This is a genomic window from Enterobacter sp. Y17, assembly GCF_019730495.1.
Lineage (GTDB): Bacteria > Pseudomonadota > Gammaproteobacteria > Enterobacterales > Enterobacteriaceae > Enterobacter > Enterobacter asburiae_B.
In genome coordinates this window covers 3,018,604-3,035,083 of the sequence record NZ_JAASKP010000001.1, presented here as the reverse complement: position 1 = coordinate 3,035,083, position 16,480 = coordinate 3,018,604, and the positions used below count along the sequence as shown (strand labels likewise).

At 56.2% G+C, this 16,480-nt stretch carries 14 protein-coding genes; 13 read left to right on the top strand and 1 reads right to left on the bottom strand.

Translation table 11 applies throughout. The annotated features are described in order from the left end of the window. Positions 1-345: 345 nt before the first annotated feature. The gene (queG, locus tag HCH49_RS14265) at positions 346-1,485 is read right to left on the bottom strand and encodes a tRNA epoxyqueuosine(34) reductase QueG (protein WP_214580078.1); all 1,140 of its coding nucleotides are present in this window, start codon (positions 1,483-1,485) and stop codon (positions 346-348) included. On the opposite strand from queG, the gene nnr reads away from it, so the two are divergent. From nnr to rnr, 13 genes are all read left to right on the top strand, one after another. Beyond that, a complete protein-coding gene (gene nnr / locus HCH49_RS14260) occupies positions 1,484-3,007 on the top strand; it encodes a bifunctional ADP-dependent NAD(P)H-hydrate dehydratase/NAD(P)H-hydrate epimerase (RefSeq protein WP_221702874.1) in 1,524 nt (507 codons plus the stop codon). The two genes, queG and nnr, sit on opposite strands and share 2 nt — an antisense overlap. Further along, positions 3,000-3,461 (top strand): tRNA (adenosine(37)-N6)-threonylcarbamoyltransferase complex ATPase subunit type 1 TsaE, encoded by a 462-nt coding sequence (gene tsaE, locus HCH49_RS14255; protein ID WP_013095283.1) that lies wholly within the window; start codon positions 3,000-3,002, stop codon positions 3,459-3,461. The genes nnr and tsaE overlap by 8 nt, the downstream gene beginning before the upstream one ends. A gap of 16 nt (positions 3,462-3,477) precedes the next feature. After that, complete coding sequence (amiB, locus tag HCH49_RS14250; RefSeq protein WP_033144462.1) at positions 3,478-4,818, top strand: N-acetylmuramoyl-L-alanine amidase AmiB; 1,341 nt, start codon at positions 3,478-3,480, stop codon at positions 4,816-4,818. A 9-nt stretch (positions 4,819-4,827) separates the two neighbouring features. Continuing rightward, positions 4,828-6,672 carry a DNA mismatch repair endonuclease MutL gene (gene mutL, locus HCH49_RS14245; RefSeq protein WP_221702873.1) on the top strand — a complete coding sequence of 615 codons (1,845 nt, stop codon included), beginning with the start codon at positions 4,828-4,830 and terminating at the stop codon, positions 6,670-6,672. Further along, positions 6,665-7,615 carry a tRNA (adenosine(37)-N6)-dimethylallyltransferase MiaA gene (gene miaA, locus HCH49_RS14240; protein WP_033144464.1) on the top strand — a complete coding sequence of 317 codons (951 nt, stop codon included), beginning with the start codon at positions 6,665-6,667 and terminating at the stop codon, positions 7,613-7,615. The genes mutL and miaA overlap by 8 nt, the downstream gene beginning before the upstream one ends. An 85-nt stretch (positions 7,616-7,700) precedes the next feature. Further along, complete coding sequence (hfq, locus tag HCH49_RS14235) at positions 7,701-8,012, top strand: RNA chaperone Hfq (RefSeq protein WP_023334248.1); 312 nt, start codon at positions 7,701-7,703, stop codon at positions 8,010-8,012. A gap of 74 nt (positions 8,013-8,086) precedes the next feature. After that, positions 8,087-9,367 (top strand): ribosome rescue GTPase HflX, encoded by a 1,281-nt coding sequence (hflX, locus tag HCH49_RS14230; RefSeq protein WP_023310136.1) that lies wholly within the window; start codon positions 8,087-8,089, stop codon positions 9,365-9,367. A gap of 56 nt (positions 9,368-9,423) precedes the next feature. Continuing rightward, the gene (gene hflK / locus HCH49_RS14225) at positions 9,424-10,683 is read left to right on the top strand and encodes an FtsH protease activity modulator HflK (protein WP_023310137.1); all 1,260 of its coding nucleotides are present in this window, start codon (positions 9,424-9,426) and stop codon (positions 10,681-10,683) included. 2 nt (positions 10,684-10,685) lie between these two features. Further along, the gene (gene hflC, locus HCH49_RS14220; RefSeq protein WP_023334250.1) at positions 10,686-11,690 is read left to right on the top strand and encodes a protease modulator HflC; all 1,005 of its coding nucleotides are present in this window, start codon (positions 10,686-10,688) and stop codon (positions 11,688-11,690) included. Between the two features lie 71 nt (positions 11,691-11,761). Then, a complete protein-coding gene (locus tag HCH49_RS14215) occupies positions 11,762-11,959 on the top strand; it encodes a DUF2065 domain-containing protein (protein ID WP_003855996.1) in 198 nt (65 codons plus the stop codon). A 104-nt stretch (positions 11,960-12,063) separates the two neighbouring features. Next, entirely contained in the window at positions 12,064-13,362 is a 1,299-nt protein-coding gene (locus HCH49_RS14210; RefSeq protein WP_024907332.1) for an adenylosuccinate synthase, read from the top strand. Between the two features lie 192 nt (positions 13,363-13,554). Continuing rightward, positions 13,555-13,980 carry a nitric oxide-sensing transcriptional repressor NsrR gene (nsrR, locus tag HCH49_RS14205; RefSeq protein ID WP_023334253.1) on the top strand — a complete coding sequence of 142 codons (426 nt, stop codon included), beginning with the start codon at positions 13,555-13,557 and terminating at the stop codon, positions 13,978-13,980. A 38-nt stretch (positions 13,981-14,018) separates the two neighbouring features. Next, entirely contained in the window at positions 14,019-16,463 is a 2,445-nt protein-coding gene (rnr, locus tag HCH49_RS14200; protein WP_221702872.1) for a ribonuclease R, read from the top strand. Positions 16,464-16,480: the final 17 nt, after the last annotated feature.

Genomic DNA, 16,480 nt, shown 5'->3' with positions numbered 1-16,480 from the left:
CGGGAATAGCTCAGTTGGTAGAGCACGACCTTGCCAAGGTCGGGGTCGCGAGTTCGAGTCTCGTTTCCCGCTCCAAATTCTTCTTAATCTCTAAAATATCCACAGCGAAAAGAGTCGTTGGGGACGTTTTCTATTGTCTCTGAAATACTCTTGTGAACAGAGTTATCCACAGAAACTACGCTTAACCGTAACAGGGTTAAAACTTAGCAGGGTGAATAATATCTTTGTAACGCGCTGTATTTAGTAAATAAATTTTCATTTCAAAATGTTATTGAGATCACTTGACCTCTTCTCCAGCCCAGATGGCGCTTGAGTTTGTAATTTTATTCACAGGCTGTGAATAGTTCAGGCATCCCGCGTAAGCCCTTTTTCAATCACCCGCACCAGACGCTGTTTCTTCGGTAGCTGCACCTCGATCGTGCAGGCATTACGCTTCTCTATTTGCTGCGCAATCGCCCATTCTATGTGTTCATCAAGAAGTGGGTGCTCACCTTTACGGCTTTCAAGCGCCTGAATATTGGCTTCATCCCACGGGGCATTACCCAGCGCGACGGCAACATTACGCAGCCAGCGCAAATGACCGATACGGCGAATGGCCGAACCTTCCGTCACTTTCAGGAACCAGGCTTCGGTCCAGGCGAATAACTCAACCAGCTGCGGCGCATGCAGCGCCTTACGCGGGCTGAAATCCTCTTCGTCCGTGAGCTGCGAATAGCGGTTCCACGGGCAGATCAGCTGGCAGTCGTCGCAGCCGTAGATGCGGTTGCCGATAAGCGGTCGAAATTCCTCTGGAATGGCCCCTTCCAGTTCGATAGTGAGGTAGGAGATGCAGCGGCGCGCATCAACGGTGTAAGGCTCGACGATGGCACCCGTCGGGCAGATGGTCATGCAGGCCACGCAGCGTCCGCAGCCTTCTTCTACCGGGCCGTCTACCGGCAGCGGTAAATCAATCAGCAGTTCACCCAGGAAGAAGAACGATCCGGCGTCGCGGCTAAGGATAAGTGAGTGCTTACCTGTCCAGCCAAGCCCGGCTTTTTCGGCGATCGGGCGCTCAAGAATAGGCGCAGAATCGACAAAGGGTCTAAAATTCAGCGAAACACAGTGCTGCTGAATAGTTTCCCCGAGTTTTTTTAAACGGTTACGCAAGAGCTTATGGTAATCACGTCCCAGGGCGTACCGGCTGACGTAACCCAGAGAGGGATTTTTTAGCGTGCGCGCAAAGGCCGCGTTGGCGGGCAGATAATTCATGCGCACGCTGATGACGCGTAACGTGCCCGGCAAAAGCTCGTGAGGGCGGGCGCGCATCATGCCATGACGCGCCATCCACTCCATTTCGCCGTGGTATTGTTTGTCCAGCCAGGCCTGCAGTTTTGGCTCGCTGGCGGAAAGGTCGGTATCGGTAATGCCCACCTTCTGGAAGCCAAGCTCAGCACCCCACTGTTTTATTTTTTGCGCTAATTCATTGAGATCGAGGGGCTGTGACATGACGGACCATACGGTGAAGAAAAACCCCGCAAGTATACCACATTCCATCTGGCATGCGGATGACCTCCGGCGCGCCGAAAAAGAGGCCGCAGACAGCCTCGGGATTACCCTTTATGAACTGATGCTGCGCGCGGGGGAGGCGGCGTTTAACGTTGCCCGCAGCGCGTACCCTCAGGCCGCCCACTGGATGATTCTGTGCGGTCACGGCAATAACGGCGGCGACGGCTACGTCGTCGCCCGTCTCGCGGTTGCGGCAGGTATCCGCGTGACGTTGCTGGCCCTGGAGAGTGATAAACCGCTGCCTGAAGAGGCCAGCGCGGCGCGGGAGGCGTGGCTTAACGCAGGCGGCGTGATTCATGCGCCTGATATCGTCTGGCCGGAAGAGGTGGATCTGATTGTTGACGGTCTGCTGGGTACCGGGCTACGCAGTGCGCCTCGCGAGAACATTGCCGCCCTTATTGAACACGCTAACAGACATTCCGCGCCGGTAGTTGCCCTGGATATTCCCTCTGGCCTGATTGCACAAACCGGCGCGACGCCGGGGGCGGTCATTCAGGCTGCACATACGGTAACCTTCATTGCCCTCAAGCCGGGGCTACTGACCGGTAAAGCACGAGACGTTGTTGGCGTCCTGCACCACCATGCGCTGGGGCTGGAGAGCTGGCTGTCCGGGCAGGAAACGCACCTCGCGCGTTTTGATGCTTCGCAGCTTGCGGCGTGGCTCCCGCCGCGCCGGCAGACGTCCCATAAGGGCGATCACGGTAGGCTGGTGATTATTGGCGGCGACCATGGTACGGCAGGTGCAATTCGCATGACCGGCGAAGCGGCCCTGCGCTGCGGTGCCGGATTAGTGCGAGTACTCACTCGCATTGAGAATATTGCGCCGATCGTTACGGCCCGACCGGAGCTGATGGTCCATGAGCTTACGCCTCAGTCGCTTGAAGAAAGCCTGGAATGGGCGGACGTGGTGGTGATCGGCCCCGGGCTTGGGCAGCAGGCATGGGGCAAACAGGCCCTGCAAAAGGTCGAGAATTTTCGTAAACCGATGCTGTGGGATGCCGACGCGCTTAACCTTCTGGCATTAAACCCCGATAAGCGTCACAATCGCATTCTGACGCCACACCCCGGCGAAGCCGCGCGCCTGCTTAACTGCAGCGTGGCAGAAATTGAAAGCGATCGCTTACTTTCTGCTCAGCGTCTGGTAAAACGTTACGGAGGTGTTGCTGTTTTGAAAGGGGCTGGAACCGTTGTCGCCAGTGACGAGACGCAGGGCATTATTGATGCCGGAAATGCGGGCATGGCAAGCGGCGGCATGGGCGATGTGCTTTCCGGCATCATTGGCGCATTGCTTGGACAGAAACTTCCCCTTTATGATGCAGCCTGCGCGGGCTGCGTGGCCCACGGTGTCGCGGCGGATAAACTGGCCGCGCGTTACGGTACACGCGGCATGCTGGCCACCGATCTTTTTTGCACGCTGCGGCGTGTTGTTAACCCGGATGTGATTGACGTAGAAAATGACTAATCGAGCGATTCCTTTACCTGATGAACAAGCCACTTTAGAACTCGGCAAGCGCGTGGCGCAGGCCTGTCAGGGGGCAACCGTCATTTATCTGTATGGTGATTTAGGTGCGGGTAAAACCACCTTCAGCCGGGGTTTTTTGCAGGCGTTAGGGCATAACGGGAATGTGAAAAGCCCAACCTACACGCTGGTAGAACCGTACACCCTTGAAAATCTCATGGTGTATCACTTCGATTTATACCGCCTTGCGGATCCTGAGGAGCTGGAATTTATGGGGATCCGTGATTATTTTGCCAACGACGCCATTTGCCTGGTGGAGTGGCCGCAACAAGGTGCGGGTGTGCTGCCTGACCCGGATGTCGAAATTCACTTAGATTACCAGGCACAAGGGCGTGAGGCGCGCATCAGTGCTGTTTCCTCATCAGGCAGTTCCTTACTGGCGCGACTGGCCGGTTAAGCGTAGGGATGACGGGATGATAAATCGCGTTAAAGGTTGGTTGTTGGCTGCCACCGTGCTGCTGTGCGCGCAGGCCGGGGCGGCAAACCTCTCAGATATTCAGGTATCAAACGGCGAAAGCCAGGCCCGGATCACGTTCAGCTTTATGGGCGATCCTGAATATGCGTTCTCACAGCCAGACAGCCACAGCGTGGCGCTGGATATCAAACAAACAGGCGTGATCCAGGGGTTACCGCTGCGGTTCAGCGGTAATAATCTGGTGAAAAGTATCCGTTCGGGAACGCCGCAGGATAGCCAGTCGTTACGCCTGGTGGTTGATCTGACCGAAAAGGGCAAAACGAAGGCGGTGAAGCAGCAAAACGGGGCGAACTATACGGTGGTGTTTACCATCAATGCCGACGCGCCGCCACCGCCTCCACCGCCGCCGGTCGTAGCGAAGCGCGTGGAAGAACCGGTGTATACGCCGCGTCCTTCTGAACCTGCGCGTAATCCGTTTAAATCGCAGAACGATCGCATTACTGCGGCAACCAGCAGCAATACGGTGACGCGTCCGGCGGCCAGCGCGCGACGCGCGACGGTCAGCGGTGACAAAGTGATTATCGCCATTGATGCGGGCCACGGCGGGGAAGACCCGGGGGCGATTGGCCCTGGCGGCACGCGAGAGAAAAACGTCACTATCGCTATCGCGCGTAAACTGCGTTCGCTACTCAATGACGACCCCATGTTTAAAGGCGTGTTGACCCGCGACGGGGACTACTTTATCTCCGTAATGGGACGCTCGGACGTGGCGCGTAAGCAAAACGCGAACTTCCTGGTCTCTATTCATGCGGACGCCGCACCGAATCGTAGCGCCACCGGCGCCTCGGTTTGGGTGCTGTCGAACCGTCGCGCTAACAGCGAAATGGCCAACTGGCTGGAAGAGCACGAGAAGCAGTCTGAACTGTTAGGCGGCGCGGGCGACGTGCTGGCGAACAGCCAGTCCGATCCGTACCTCAGCCAGGCGGTGCTGGATTTACAGTTCGGTCATTCGCAGCGCGTCGGGTATGATGTCGCCACTAACGTATTGAACCAGCTGCAAAGCGTTGGCGTGCTGCATAAGCGCCGTCCGGAACATGCAAGCCTCGGCGTTCTGCGCTCCCCGGATATTCCGTCCATCCTTGTAGAGACGGGCTTTATCAGTAACAACGGTGAAGAGCGTCTGTTGGGAAGCGACAGTTACCAGCAGCAAATTGCCGAAGCGATTTATAACGGTTTACGTAAATATTTTGAGGCGCATCCTCTGCAGTCTGCGCCGCAGAGCGGCTCAGCACAGACGGCCAGCGCAGCGCTGCCGGGTGAGATGACCGCGACCAACTAAGGAGCATTCATGCCGATTCAGGTTCTACCGCCGCAGCTCGCGAACCAAATCGCCGCCGGTGAGGTGGTGGAACGCCCTGCGTCGGTGGTGAAGGAGCTGGTGGAAAACAGCCTCGATGCGGGCGCAACCCGCATCGATATTGATATCGAACGCGGTGGCGCGAAGCTTATCCGCATTCGCGACAACGGCTGTGGCATTAAAAAAGAGGAGCTGGCGCTGGCGCTGGCTCGTCACGCCACCAGTAAAATCGCCTCTCTGGACGATCTGGAAGCGATTATTAGCCTCGGTTTTCGCGGCGAAGCGCTGGCCAGTATTAGCTCGGTTTCGCGCTTAACGCTGACCTCCCGTACCGCAGAACAGCAGGAAGCCTGGCAGGCTTACGCCGAAGGGCGCGATATGGATGTGACGGTCAAACCCGCGGCGCACCCTGTCGGCACGACGCTGGAAGTCCTGGATCTGTTCTACAACACCCCCGCCCGACGCAAGTTTATGCGTACCGAGAAGACCGAGTTCGGCCATATCGACGAGATCATTCGCCGTATCGCGCTCGCCCGATTCGATGTCGCCATCAACCTCAGCCATAACGGTAAGGTGATGCGCCAGTACCGCGCGGTGGCGGAAGGTGGACAGAAAGAGCGTCGCCTGGGCGCTATCTGCGGGACGCCGTTTCTGGAACAGGCTCTGGCCATTGAGTGGCAGCACGGCGATCTGGCTTTACGCGGCTGGGTTGCCGATCCAAACGCGAGCAGTGCTGCGTTCTCTGAAATTCAGTATTGCTACGTGAACGGGCGCATGATGCGCGATCGTCTCATCAATCACGCGATTCGCCAGGCCTGCGAAGACAAACTCGGGGCCGATCAGCAGCCAGCTTTCGTCCTTTATCTGGAAATCGACCCCCATCAGGTGGATGTAAACGTTCATCCTGCCAAGCATGAGGTGCGTTTCCACCAGTCGCGTCTGGTTCACGACTTCATTTATCAGGGCGTGGCCGCCGTGTTACAGCAGCAGGCAGCGCCAACTCTGCCGCTGGAGAAGGACGCCCCTGCGCCGCGTCCGCTGCCTGAAAACCGTGTAGCGGCAGGGCGCAACCATTTTGCTGAGCCTGCCGTCGCGCGTGAACCGGAAGCTCCGCGTTTCTCCCAGGCCGGGAGCGCACAGCGTCCAACGGGCGCGAACTACCCGAATGCCCAGCCGGGCTATCAGAAGCAGCAGGGAGCGTTGTACCGCAAGCTGCTGGAAACGCCCGCCGTGGAGCGAAAAGAGCACATTCCGCCAGCTCAGCCTTCTCTGGACGGCCATAGCCAGAGTTTTGGCCGGGTGCTGACGATTATCGCGCCGGATATGGCGCTGCTTGAGCGTGACGGCAAACTGATGCTTCTGGCCCTGCCGGTCGCCGAACGCTGGCTCAAGCAGGTGCAGCTTACGCCAGGCGAAAATGCAGCCTGCGCGCAGCCGTTATTAATTCCGGTTCGCCTTAAAATATCCCCTGATGAAACGAGGGTATTGCAGCGCGCAGAGCCGCAGCTGGCGCAAATGGGTATTGAAACCGTGCTCGAACCACAACATGTGACAATTCGTGCAGTGCCTTTACCCTTACGCCAACAAAATTTACAAAACTTGATTCCTGAACTGATAGGCTACCTGGCGCAGCAAACGTCGTTTGATGCCGCCAACACCGCGCAGTGGATCGCCCGCCATCTGGCAAGCGAACACGCGCCGTGGAGTATGGCGCAGGCCATTAGCGTGCTGGCGGAGGTGGAACGCCTCTGTCCGCATCTGGTGAAAACGCCGCCGGGTGGGTTATTACAACCTGTTGATTTACAAACGGCGATGAACGCCCTGAAACATGATTGACGCAAGTAAGGCGAGCCTGCCTAAGGCAATTTTTTTAATGGGCCCAACGGCCTCCGGCAAAACGGCGCTAGCCATTGAGTTGCGTAAAGTTTTGCCTGTAGAGTTGATTAGCGTCGACTCCGCCCTCATCTACCGGGGGATGGACATCGGCACGGCGAAGCCTGACGCAGAAGAGTTGCGTGCGGCACCGCACCGTTTGCTGGATATTCTCGACCCGGCTCAGGCGTACTCCGCAGCGGATTTCCGCCGGGATGCCTTAGCCGAGATGGCCGAGATAACGGCGGCGGGACGTATACCGCTGTTGGTTGGCGGAACCATGCTCTATTTCAAGGCGTTGCTGGAGGGGTTGTCACCTCTGCCATCCGCGGATCCGGAAATAAGAGCGAAAATTGAGCAGCAGGCGGCAGAGCTGGGTTGGGACGTTTTGCATCAGCAACTGGCGGAGATTGACCCGGTTGCTGCAGCACGGATCCATCCAAATGATCCGCAAAGGCTTTCCCGGGCACTGGAAGTTTTTTTCATTTCGGGTAAAACTTTAACGGAACTGACGCAAACGTCAGGAGACGCTCTGCCGTATCAGGTGCATCAGTTCGCCATCGCCCCGGCGAGCCGTGAACTGCTCCATCAGCGAATTGAGCAGCGTTTTCATCAGATGTTAGCTTCAGATTTTGAAGCAGAAGTGCGGGCGCTATTTGCCCGTGGAGATTTGCATACGGACATGCCTTCCATTCGTTGTGTGGGATACCGCCAGATGTGGTCGTATCTTGAAGGTGAGATTTCATACGATGAAATGGTTTATAGAGGTGTTTGCGCCACGAGACAGTTAGCGAAGCGCCAGATCACCTGGTTGCGCGGTTGGGAGGGGGTTCACTGGTTAGACAGTGAAAAACCGCAACAGGCGTTAAACGAAGTGATTGAGGTTGTTGGTGATATCGCTCACTGAATGTGTACAATTGAGACGTATCGTGCGCAATTTTTCAGAATCGCAAGGTTCTAAGTACAAAACAAGCATATAAGGAAAAGATAGAATGGCTAAGGGGCAATCTTTACAAGATCCGTTCCTGAACGCATTGCGTCGGGAACGTGTTCCAGTTTCTATTTATTTGGTGAATGGTATTAAGCTGCAAGGTCAGATTGAGTCTTTCGATCAGTTTGTGATTCTGTTGAAAAACACGGTCAGTCAGATGGTCTACAAGCACGCTATTTCTACTGTTGTTCCGTCCCGTCCGGTATCTCATCACAGCAATAACGCTGGCGGCGGCACTGGTAGTAACTACCATCATGGCAGCAGCGCGCAGGGTTCTTCAACGCCGGCGCAGGACAGCGACGAGACCGAATAAGGTTTCGCACTGTTATCCACACGGGGAGCCAGGGATCCTGCGTTCCCCGCTGATCTTTTTAGAGAGGTTTACGCTTGTTTGACCGTTATGATGCCGGTGAGCAGGCGGTGCTGGTACACATCTATTTTTCGCAAGACAAAGATATGGAAGACCTCCAGGAGTTTGAATCTCTGGTATCTTCCGCCGGTGTCGAAGCAATGCAGGTGATTACCGGTAGCCGTAAAGCGCCGCACCCAAAGTATTTTGTTGGTGAAGGTAAAGCAGTCGAAATTGCGGATGCCGTAAAAGCAACCGGCGCGTCAGTCGTGTTGTTTGATCATGCGCTGTCTCCAGCCCAGGAGCGCAACCTGGAAGCCCTTTGCGAATGCCGTGTTATCGATCGCACGGGTTTGATTTTAGATATTTTTGCTCAGCGTGCACGTACCCACGAAGGGAAACTGCAGGTTGAGCTGGCGCAGCTGCGCCATCTGGCAACGCGTCTGGTGCGTGGCTGGACACACCTTGAAAGACAAAAAGGCGGGATTGGTTTGCGCGGCCCGGGTGAAACCCAGCTCGAAACCGACCGTCGTTTGCTGCGTGGCCGAATTACCCAGATCCTTTCACGTCTGGAACGTGTAGAGAAACAGCGTGAACAGGGGCGTCGGGCGCGAACCAAAGCCGACATCCCGACGGTGTCGCTGGTGGGCTATACCAACGCCGGTAAATCCACCCTGTTTAACCAGATAACCGAGGCCCAGGTGTATGCCGCAGACCAGCTGTTTGCGACCCTGGACCCTACGCTGCGCCGTATTGACGTTGCAGACGTCGGTGAAACGGTGCTGGCGGATACCGTAGGGTTTATCCGCCACCTGCCGCATGACCTGGTGGCGGCGTTTAAAGCCACCCTGCAGGAGACGCGACAGGCGACTCTGCTGCTGCACGTGATTGATGCGGCAGACGTGCGCGTGCAGGAGAACATCGACGCGGTGAACGTGGTGCTCGAAGAGATCGACGCCCACGAGATCCCAACGCTGTTGGTCATGAATAAGATCGATATGCTGGACGATTTCGAACCGCGTATCGACAGAGATGAAGAAAACAAACCGATTCGGGTCTGGCTTTCTGCCCAGACCGGTATTGGTGTGCCACTGCTTTTCCAGGCTTTGACAGAACGTCTTTCCGGTGAGGTAGCTCAGCACACGCTGCGACTGCCGCCACAGGAAGGCAGGCTGCGCAGCCGGTTTTATCAGCTTCAGGCGATAGAAAAAGAGTGGATGGAGGATGACGGCAGCGTGGGGATGCAGGTGCGTATGCCGATCGTTGACTGGCGTCGCCTCTGTAAACAAGAACCTGCGCTGGTCGACTACATCGTCTGATCAGAAAGGGGATGCCTGAATAATTCGCCCTTGCATAACAAATATGGAGCATATACATGGCGTGGAATCAGCCCGGTAATAACGGACAAGACCGCGACCCGTGGGGAAGCAGCAAACCTGGCGGCAACTCTGAGGGAAATGGCAACAAAGGTGGTCGCGAGCAGGGGCCGCCGGATCTGGATGATATCTTCCGCAAACTGAGCAAGAAGCTTGGTGGCCTTGGCGGAGGAAAAGGTTCTGGCTCGGGTGGTAATTCCACTCAGAGTTCGCGCCCGCCAATGGGTGGCCGCGTAGTGGGCATCGTGGCCGCTGCGGTAGTCATCATCTGGGCAGCCAGCGGGTTCTACACCATTAAAGAAGCAGAACGCGGCGTAGTCACCCGTTTCGGTAAGTTCAGCCATCTGGTTGAGCCGGGTCTGAACTGGAAGCCGACCTTCATTGACGATGTGACCGCGGTAAACGTGGAATCCGTCCGTGAACTGGCCGCCTCTGGCGTGATGCTGACCTCTGACGAAAACGTGGTGCGCGTTGAGATGAACGTGCAGTACCGCGTGACCGATCCTGAGCGTTATCTGTTTAGCGTGACCAGCGCCGATGACAGCCTGCGTCAGGCGACCGACAGCGCCCTGCGCGGTGTGATCGGTAAATACACCATGGACCGTATTCTGACCGAAGGTCGTACCGTTATTCGTAGCGATACCCAGCGCGAGCTGGAAGAGACCATTCGTCCGTACAACATGGGTATTACCCTGCTGGACGTCAACTTCCAGGCTGCGCGTCCGCCGGAAGAGGTGAAAGCCGCATTTGACGATGCGATTGCTGCCCGTGAAAACGAACAGCAGTACATCCGTGAAGCAGAAGCGTACACCAACGAAGTTCAGCCACGCGCTAACGGTCAGGCGCAGCGTATTCTGGAAGAAGCGCGCGCGTATAAGACGCAGACCATCCTGGAAGCTCAGGGTGAAGTGGCCCGCTTCGCGAAAATCCTGCCGGAATATAAAGCGGCACCGGAAATTACCCGTGAGCGTCTCTATATCGAGACCATGGAAAAAGTGCTGAGCCACACCCGCAAAGTGTTGGTTAACGACAGTAAAGGCGGAAACCTGATGGTTCTGCCGCTGGATCAGATGCTGAAAGGCGGTTCTGCACCAGCAGCGAAAGGCGACACCAGCGGCGCGAACAACCTGCTGCGTCTGCCGCCAGCCTCAACAGGCAGCGCCAGCACGAACACAACGCCTTCTTCGAACGATGGTGACATTATGGACCAACGCCGTGCTAACGCGCAGCGTAACGACTACCAGCGTCAGGGGGAATAAGGATGCGTAAGTCAGTTATTGCGATCATCGTCATCGTACTGGTCGCGCTTTATACCTCGATCTTTGTGGTGAAAGAAGGCGAGCGTGGGATCAAGTTCCAGTTCAGCAGCGTCGTGCGTGATGGCGACAAACGCCCGGTGATTTACGAGCCGGGTCTGCACTTCAAGGTACCGTTTATTCAGTCCGTGAAAACGCTTGATGCGCGTATCCAGACCATGGATAACCAGGCCGACCGTTTCGTGACCAAAGAGAAGAAAGACCTGATCGTTGATTCCTATATCAAATGGCGCATCAGCGATTTCAGCCGTTACTTCCTGGCAACGGGCGGCGGCGACGTTTCTCAGGCAGAAGTGCTGCTGAAACGTAAGTTCTCTGACCGTCTGCGTTCCGAGATTGGTCGTCTGGATGTGAAAGACATCGTGACCGACTCCCGTGGTCGTCTGACCCTGGAAGTTCGCGATGCGCTGAACTCCGGTACAGCGGGCACTGAAGATGAAGTTTCAACGCCGGCAGCAGATGATGCGATTGCCAAAGCGGCTGAACGCGTTCAGGCGGAGACCAACGGTAAAGTGCCGGTGATCAACCCGAACAGTATGGCTGCGCTGGGTATCGAAGTGGTTGACGTGCGTATCAAGCAGATCAACCTGCCAGTTGAAGTGTCCGAGGCGATTTACAACCGTATGCGCGCCGAGCGTGAAGCGGTAGCCCGTCGTCACCGTTCACAGGGCCAGGAAGAGGCTGAGAAGCTGCGTGCCGCAGCGGACTACGAAGTCACCAAGACGCTGGCGGAATCTGAGCGTCAGGGCCGTATCCTGCGCGGTGAAGGCGATGCCGAAGCGGCGAAGCTGTTCGCCGATGCCTTCAGCCAGGATCCTGACTTCTACGCCTTTATCCGTAGCCTGCGCGCTTACGAGAATAGCTTCCAGAGCAACCAGGATGTGATGGTGCTCAGCCCGGACAGCGATTTCTTCCGTTATATGAAGACGCCGACTAACGCAACGCGATAAACTCAGGCTCGTTTGAGTATTCAAACCACCGCTCTCAACGGAGCGGTGGTTTTCTTTTATAAGGAATAAAAATGAATTCAACGATCTGGCTCGCACTGGCTCTGGTCCTGGTGCTGGAAGGTCTTGGACCGATGCTTTATCCGCGCGCCTGGCGCCGAATGATCGCCACGATGAGCCAGCTGCCGGATAATATTTTGCGTCGTTTTGGCGGCGGTCTTGTGGTTGCGGGCATCGTGATCTACTACATGTTGAGGAAAACGATTGGCTGATCAAAAAGTAGACGCAATCGGCGTATTTTGAGGTCAAAAAGTGCTGTATATCTGAAAAAGCGATGGTAGAATCCATTTTTAAGCAAACGGTGATTTTGAAAAAAATGGGTAACAACGTCGTCGTACTGGGCACCCAATGGGGTGACGAAGGTAAAGGGAAGATTGTTGATCTTCTGACTGAACGGGCTAAATATGTTGTACGCTACCAGGGCGGTCACAACGCAGGCCATACTCTCGTAATCAACGGTGAAAAAACCGTCCTCCATCTTATTCCATCAGGCATTCTTCGTGATAACGTCACCAGCATCATCGGTAACGGCGTTGTGCTGTCTCCTGCTGCGCTGATGAAAGAGATGAAAGGTCTGGAAGACCGTGGTATCCCTGTTCGTGAGCGTCTGCTGCTCTCCGAAGCCTGCCCGCTGATCCTGGATTATCACGTGGCGCTGGACGTAGCGCGTGAGAAAGCGCGCGGCGCGAAAGCGATCGGCACCACCGGTCGTGGTATCGGTCCGGCTTACGAAGATAAAGTTGCACGTCGCGGTCTGCGCGTGGGCGACCTCTTCGACAAAGCAACCTTCGCTGAAAAACTGAAAGAAGTGATGGAATATCACAACTTCCAGCTGGTGAACTTCTACAAAGCTGACGCTGTTGACTACCAGAAAGTGCTGGATGACGTCATGGCGATCGCTGACATTCTGACCGGTATGGTTGTTGACGTGTCCGATCTGCTGGACCAGGCGCGCAAGCGTGGCGATTTCGTCATGTTCGAAGGTGCGCAGGGTACGCTGCTGGACATCGACCACGGTACCTATCCGTACGTAACGTCCTCTAACACCACTGCAGGTGGCGTGGCGACCGGCTCTGGCCTGGGTCCACGTTATGTGGATTACGTACTGGGCATCATCAAAGCGTACTCCACTCGCGTGGGTGCGGGTCCATTCCCGACCGAGCTGTTTGATGAAACCGGCGAGTTCCTGTGCAAGCAGGGTAACGAGTTTGGCGCGACCACCGGTCGTCGTCGTCGTACCGGCTGGCTGGATGCGGTTGCAGTGCGTCGTGCAGTGCAGATCAACTCCCTGTCTGGCTTCTGCCTGACCAAGCTGGACGTACTGGACGGCCTGAAAGAAGTGAAAATCTGCGTAGGCTACCGTATGCCAGATGGCCGCGAAGTGACCACCACTCCGCTGGCTGCTGACGACTGGGAAGGCATTGAGCCAATCTACGAAACCATGCCGGGCTGGTCTGAGACCACTTTCGGTGTGAAAGAGCGTAGTGGCCTGCCGCAGGCGGCGCTGGATTACATCAAGCGTATTGAAGAACTGACCGAAGTGCCGATCGATATTATTTCTACCGGCCCGGATCGTACTGAAACGATGATCCTGCGCGACCCGTTCGACGCATAATCTTCGTGACTGCTGGCCTGCGGGGAGACCCGTAGGCCGGATAAGCGTAGCGCCATCCGGCGACCGCTCCTGGATCTCCGCTTTTTCGCCCCGTCTGTCAAATAAATTAGCCGCTAACTATCTGGCTGGTTTATCATCATTAATGAATATCTCTGCGGTTTGACCGCGTTTTCCCTTTTTCCTGAGGTTGATGTGCAGTTAACAAGTTTCACCGATTACGGCTTACGTGCGCTGATTTACATGGCGTCGTTACCCGAGGGGAAGATGACCAGTATCTCTGAAGTGACAGAGGTCTACGGCGTATCCCGTAATCATATGGTCAAAATAATCAATCAACTTAGTCGTGCCGGATACGTTGCTGCCGTCCGCGGGAAGAATGGTGGGATCCGTCTCGGTAAACCGGCACAGAGTATTCGTGTTGGCGATGTGGTACGTGAACTGGAGCCGCTGTCTCTGGTGAACTGCAGCAGCGAGTTCTGCCACATCACGCCCGCTTGCCGCCTGAAAAAGGCGCTTTCAAAGGCCGTGCAAAGTTTTCTCATGGAACTGGATAACTACACGCTGGCCGATTTGGTTGAAGAGAATCAACCGCTTTATAAATTATTGCTGGTGGAATGAAGAAAATTTCCACCGGAGCTGACAACGGAGGAACCGACATGTCACATGATCCTTTCCAGGAACGCGAAGCCGAAAAATACGCGAATCCTATTCCCAGCCGCGAGTTCATCATTGAACACTTAACAAAACGCGAAAAACCCGCCAATCGTGAAGAACTTGCCGTTGAATTAAACATTGAAGGTGAAGAGCAAATTGAAGCCCTTCGCCGCCGCCTGCGCGCGATGGAGCGTGACGGGCAGCTGGTCTTTACCCGCCGCCAGTGCTACGCGCTGCCAGAACGCCTCGATCTGCTGAAAGGGACCGTCATTGGTCACCGCGATGGTTTCGGCTTCCTGCGCGTGGAAGGCCGTAAAGACGATCTGTACCTCTCATCTGAGCAGATGAAGATGTGCATCCACGGCGACCAGATCCTGGCGCAGCCGCTGGGCGCTGACCGTAAAGGTCGCCGCGAAGCGCGCGTGGTACGCGTTCTGGTGCCAAAAACCAGCCAGATCGTCGGCCGCTATTTTACCGACGCGGGCGTGGGCTTCGTGGTGCCGGACGACAGCCGTCTGAGCTTCGACATCCTCATCCCACCTGAAGAGGTGATGGGCGCCCGCATGGGCTTTGTGGTGGTGGTGGAACTCACCCAGCGCCCAACCCGTCGCACCAAAGCGGTAGGTAAAATCGTCGAAGTGCTTGGCGATAATATGGGCACCACGATGGCCGTTGATATGGCATTGCGCACCCATGAAATTCCGTACATCTGGCCGAAAGCGGTTGAAGAGCAGATCGAAAGCCTGCGCGAAGAAGTGCCGGAAGAGTCCAAAGTGGGCCGCGTGGATCTGCGCTCCCTGCCGCTGGTCACTATCGACGGTGAAGACGCCCGCGACTTCGATGACGCCGTATACTGTGAGAAAAAACGCGGCGGTGGCTGGCGTCTGTGGGTTGCTATCGCTGACGTAAGCTATTACGTCCGTCCGCACACCCCGCTGGATAACGAAGCCCGCAGCCGCGGTACCTCGGTCTACTTCCCGTCTCAGGTCGTGCCGATGCTGCCGGAAGTGCTGTCTAACGGCCTGTGCTCCCTGAACCCGCAGGTTGACCGCCTCTGTATGGTTTGCGAGATGACCATCTCCACCAAAGGGCGCTTAACCGGCTACAAGTTCTACGAAGCGGTGATGAGCTCGCACGCGCGTCTGACCTATACCAAGGTCTGGCATATGCTGCAGGGCGACCAGGATCTGCGCGAACAATACGCGCCGCTGGTCAAACACATCGAAGAGCTGCATAACCTCTACAAAACGCTGGATCAGGCGCGCGAAGAGCGCGGCGGGATCTCGTTTGAGAGTGAAGAAGCGAAATTCATTTTCAACGCCGAACGCCGCATTGAGCGTATCGAGCAGACCCAGCGTAACGATGCGCACAAGCTGATCGAAGAGTGTATGATCCTAGCGAACATCTCGGCGGCACGTTTCGTCGAGAAAGCCAAAGAGCCTGCGCTGTTCCGTATTCACGATAAGCCGACCACGGAAGCCATTACGTCGTTCCGCTCCGTGCTGGCTGAACTGGGTCTGGAACTGCCCGGGGGCAACAAGCCAGAGCCGCGCGATTACGCTGAGCTGCTGGAGTCTATTGGCGACCGTCCTGACGCAGAAATGCTGCAGACGATGCTGTTACGCTCTATGAAGCAGGCGATTTACGATCCGGAAAACCGCGGACACTTCGGCCTGGCGCTGCAGTCTTACGCCCACTTTACGTCGCCGATCCGTCGTTATCCTGACCTCTCTCTGCACCGTGCGATCAAGTATCTGCTGGCGCAGGAGCAGGGCCATAAAGGGAACACCACCGAAACCGGTGGCTACCACTATTCGATGGAAGAGATGCTGCAGCTGGGTCAGCACTGCTCCATGGCCGAACGTCGTGCCGATGAAGCAACACGCGACGTGGCGGACTGGCTGAAGTGTGACTTTATGCTCGATCAGGTCGGTAACGTCTTTAAAGGCGTGATTGCCAGCGTGACCGGCTTTGGTTTCTTCGTTCGTCTGGACGAGCTGTTCATCGACGGTCTGGTGCACGTCTCCAGCCTGGATAACGACTACTACCGCTTCGACCAGGTCGGCCAGCGCCTGATTGGCGAATCTGGCGGCCAGACCTACCGTCTGGGCGACCGTGTGGAAGTGAAGGTCGAAGCCGTGAATATGGACGACCGTAAGATCGACTTCAGCCTGATCTCCAGCGAGCGCGCGCCGCGTAACGTCGGTAAAACCGAGCGTGAAAGGGCGAAAAAAAACGGTAACGGTAAACCGGGCGGCGGTAAACGTCGTCAGGCGGGCAAGAAGGTAAACTTCGAGCCGGACAGCGCGTTCCGCGGCGAGAAGAAACAGAAGCCGAAGGCGGCGAAGAAAGAAGCCCGTTCAGCGAAAAAACCTTCCGCGAAAACGCAGAAAATCGCTGCCGCCACCAAAGCGAAGCGCGCGGCCAAGAAAAAGCAGGCGGAGTAAATTCTCCCCTCAACCTG

Excerpts from the sequence above, each read along its gene's own strand:
- amiB (WP_033144462.1), top strand. The coding sequence starts at position 3,478 with ATGATAAATCGCGTTAAAGGTTGGTTGTTGGCTGCCACCGTGCTGCTG.
- rnr (WP_221702872.1), top strand. The coding sequence starts at position 14,019 with ATGTCACATGATCCTTTCCAGGAACGCGAAGCCGAAAAATACGCGAAT.
- nnr (WP_221702874.1), top strand. The coding sequence starts at position 1,484 with ATGACGGACCATACGGTGAAGAAAAACCCCGCAAGTATACCACATTCC.
- HCH49_RS14210 (WP_024907332.1), top strand. The coding sequence starts at position 12,064 with ATGGGTAACAACGTCGTCGTACTGGGCACCCAATGGGGTGACGAAGGT.
- hflC (WP_023334250.1), top strand. The coding sequence starts at position 10,686 with ATGCGTAAGTCAGTTATTGCGATCATCGTCATCGTACTGGTCGCGCTT.
- miaA (WP_033144464.1), top strand. The coding sequence starts at position 6,665 with ATGATTGACGCAAGTAAGGCGAGCCTGCCTAAGGCAATTTTTTTAATG.
- HCH49_RS14215 (WP_003855996.1), top strand. The coding sequence starts at position 11,762 with ATGAATTCAACGATCTGGCTCGCACTGGCTCTGGTCCTGGTGCTGGAA.
- tsaE (WP_013095283.1), top strand. The coding sequence starts at position 3,000 with ATGACTAATCGAGCGATTCCTTTACCTGATGAACAAGCCACTTTAGAA.
- queG (WP_214580078.1), bottom strand. The coding sequence starts at position 1,485 with ATGTCACAGCCCCTCGATCTCAATGAATTAGCGCAAAAAATAAAACAG.
- hflK (WP_023310137.1), top strand. The coding sequence starts at position 9,424 with ATGGCGTGGAATCAGCCCGGTAATAACGGACAAGACCGCGACCCGTGG.
- hfq (WP_023334248.1), top strand. The coding sequence starts at position 7,701 with ATGGCTAAGGGGCAATCTTTACAAGATCCGTTCCTGAACGCATTGCGT.
- mutL (WP_221702873.1), top strand. The coding sequence starts at position 4,828 with ATGCCGATTCAGGTTCTACCGCCGCAGCTCGCGAACCAAATCGCCGCC.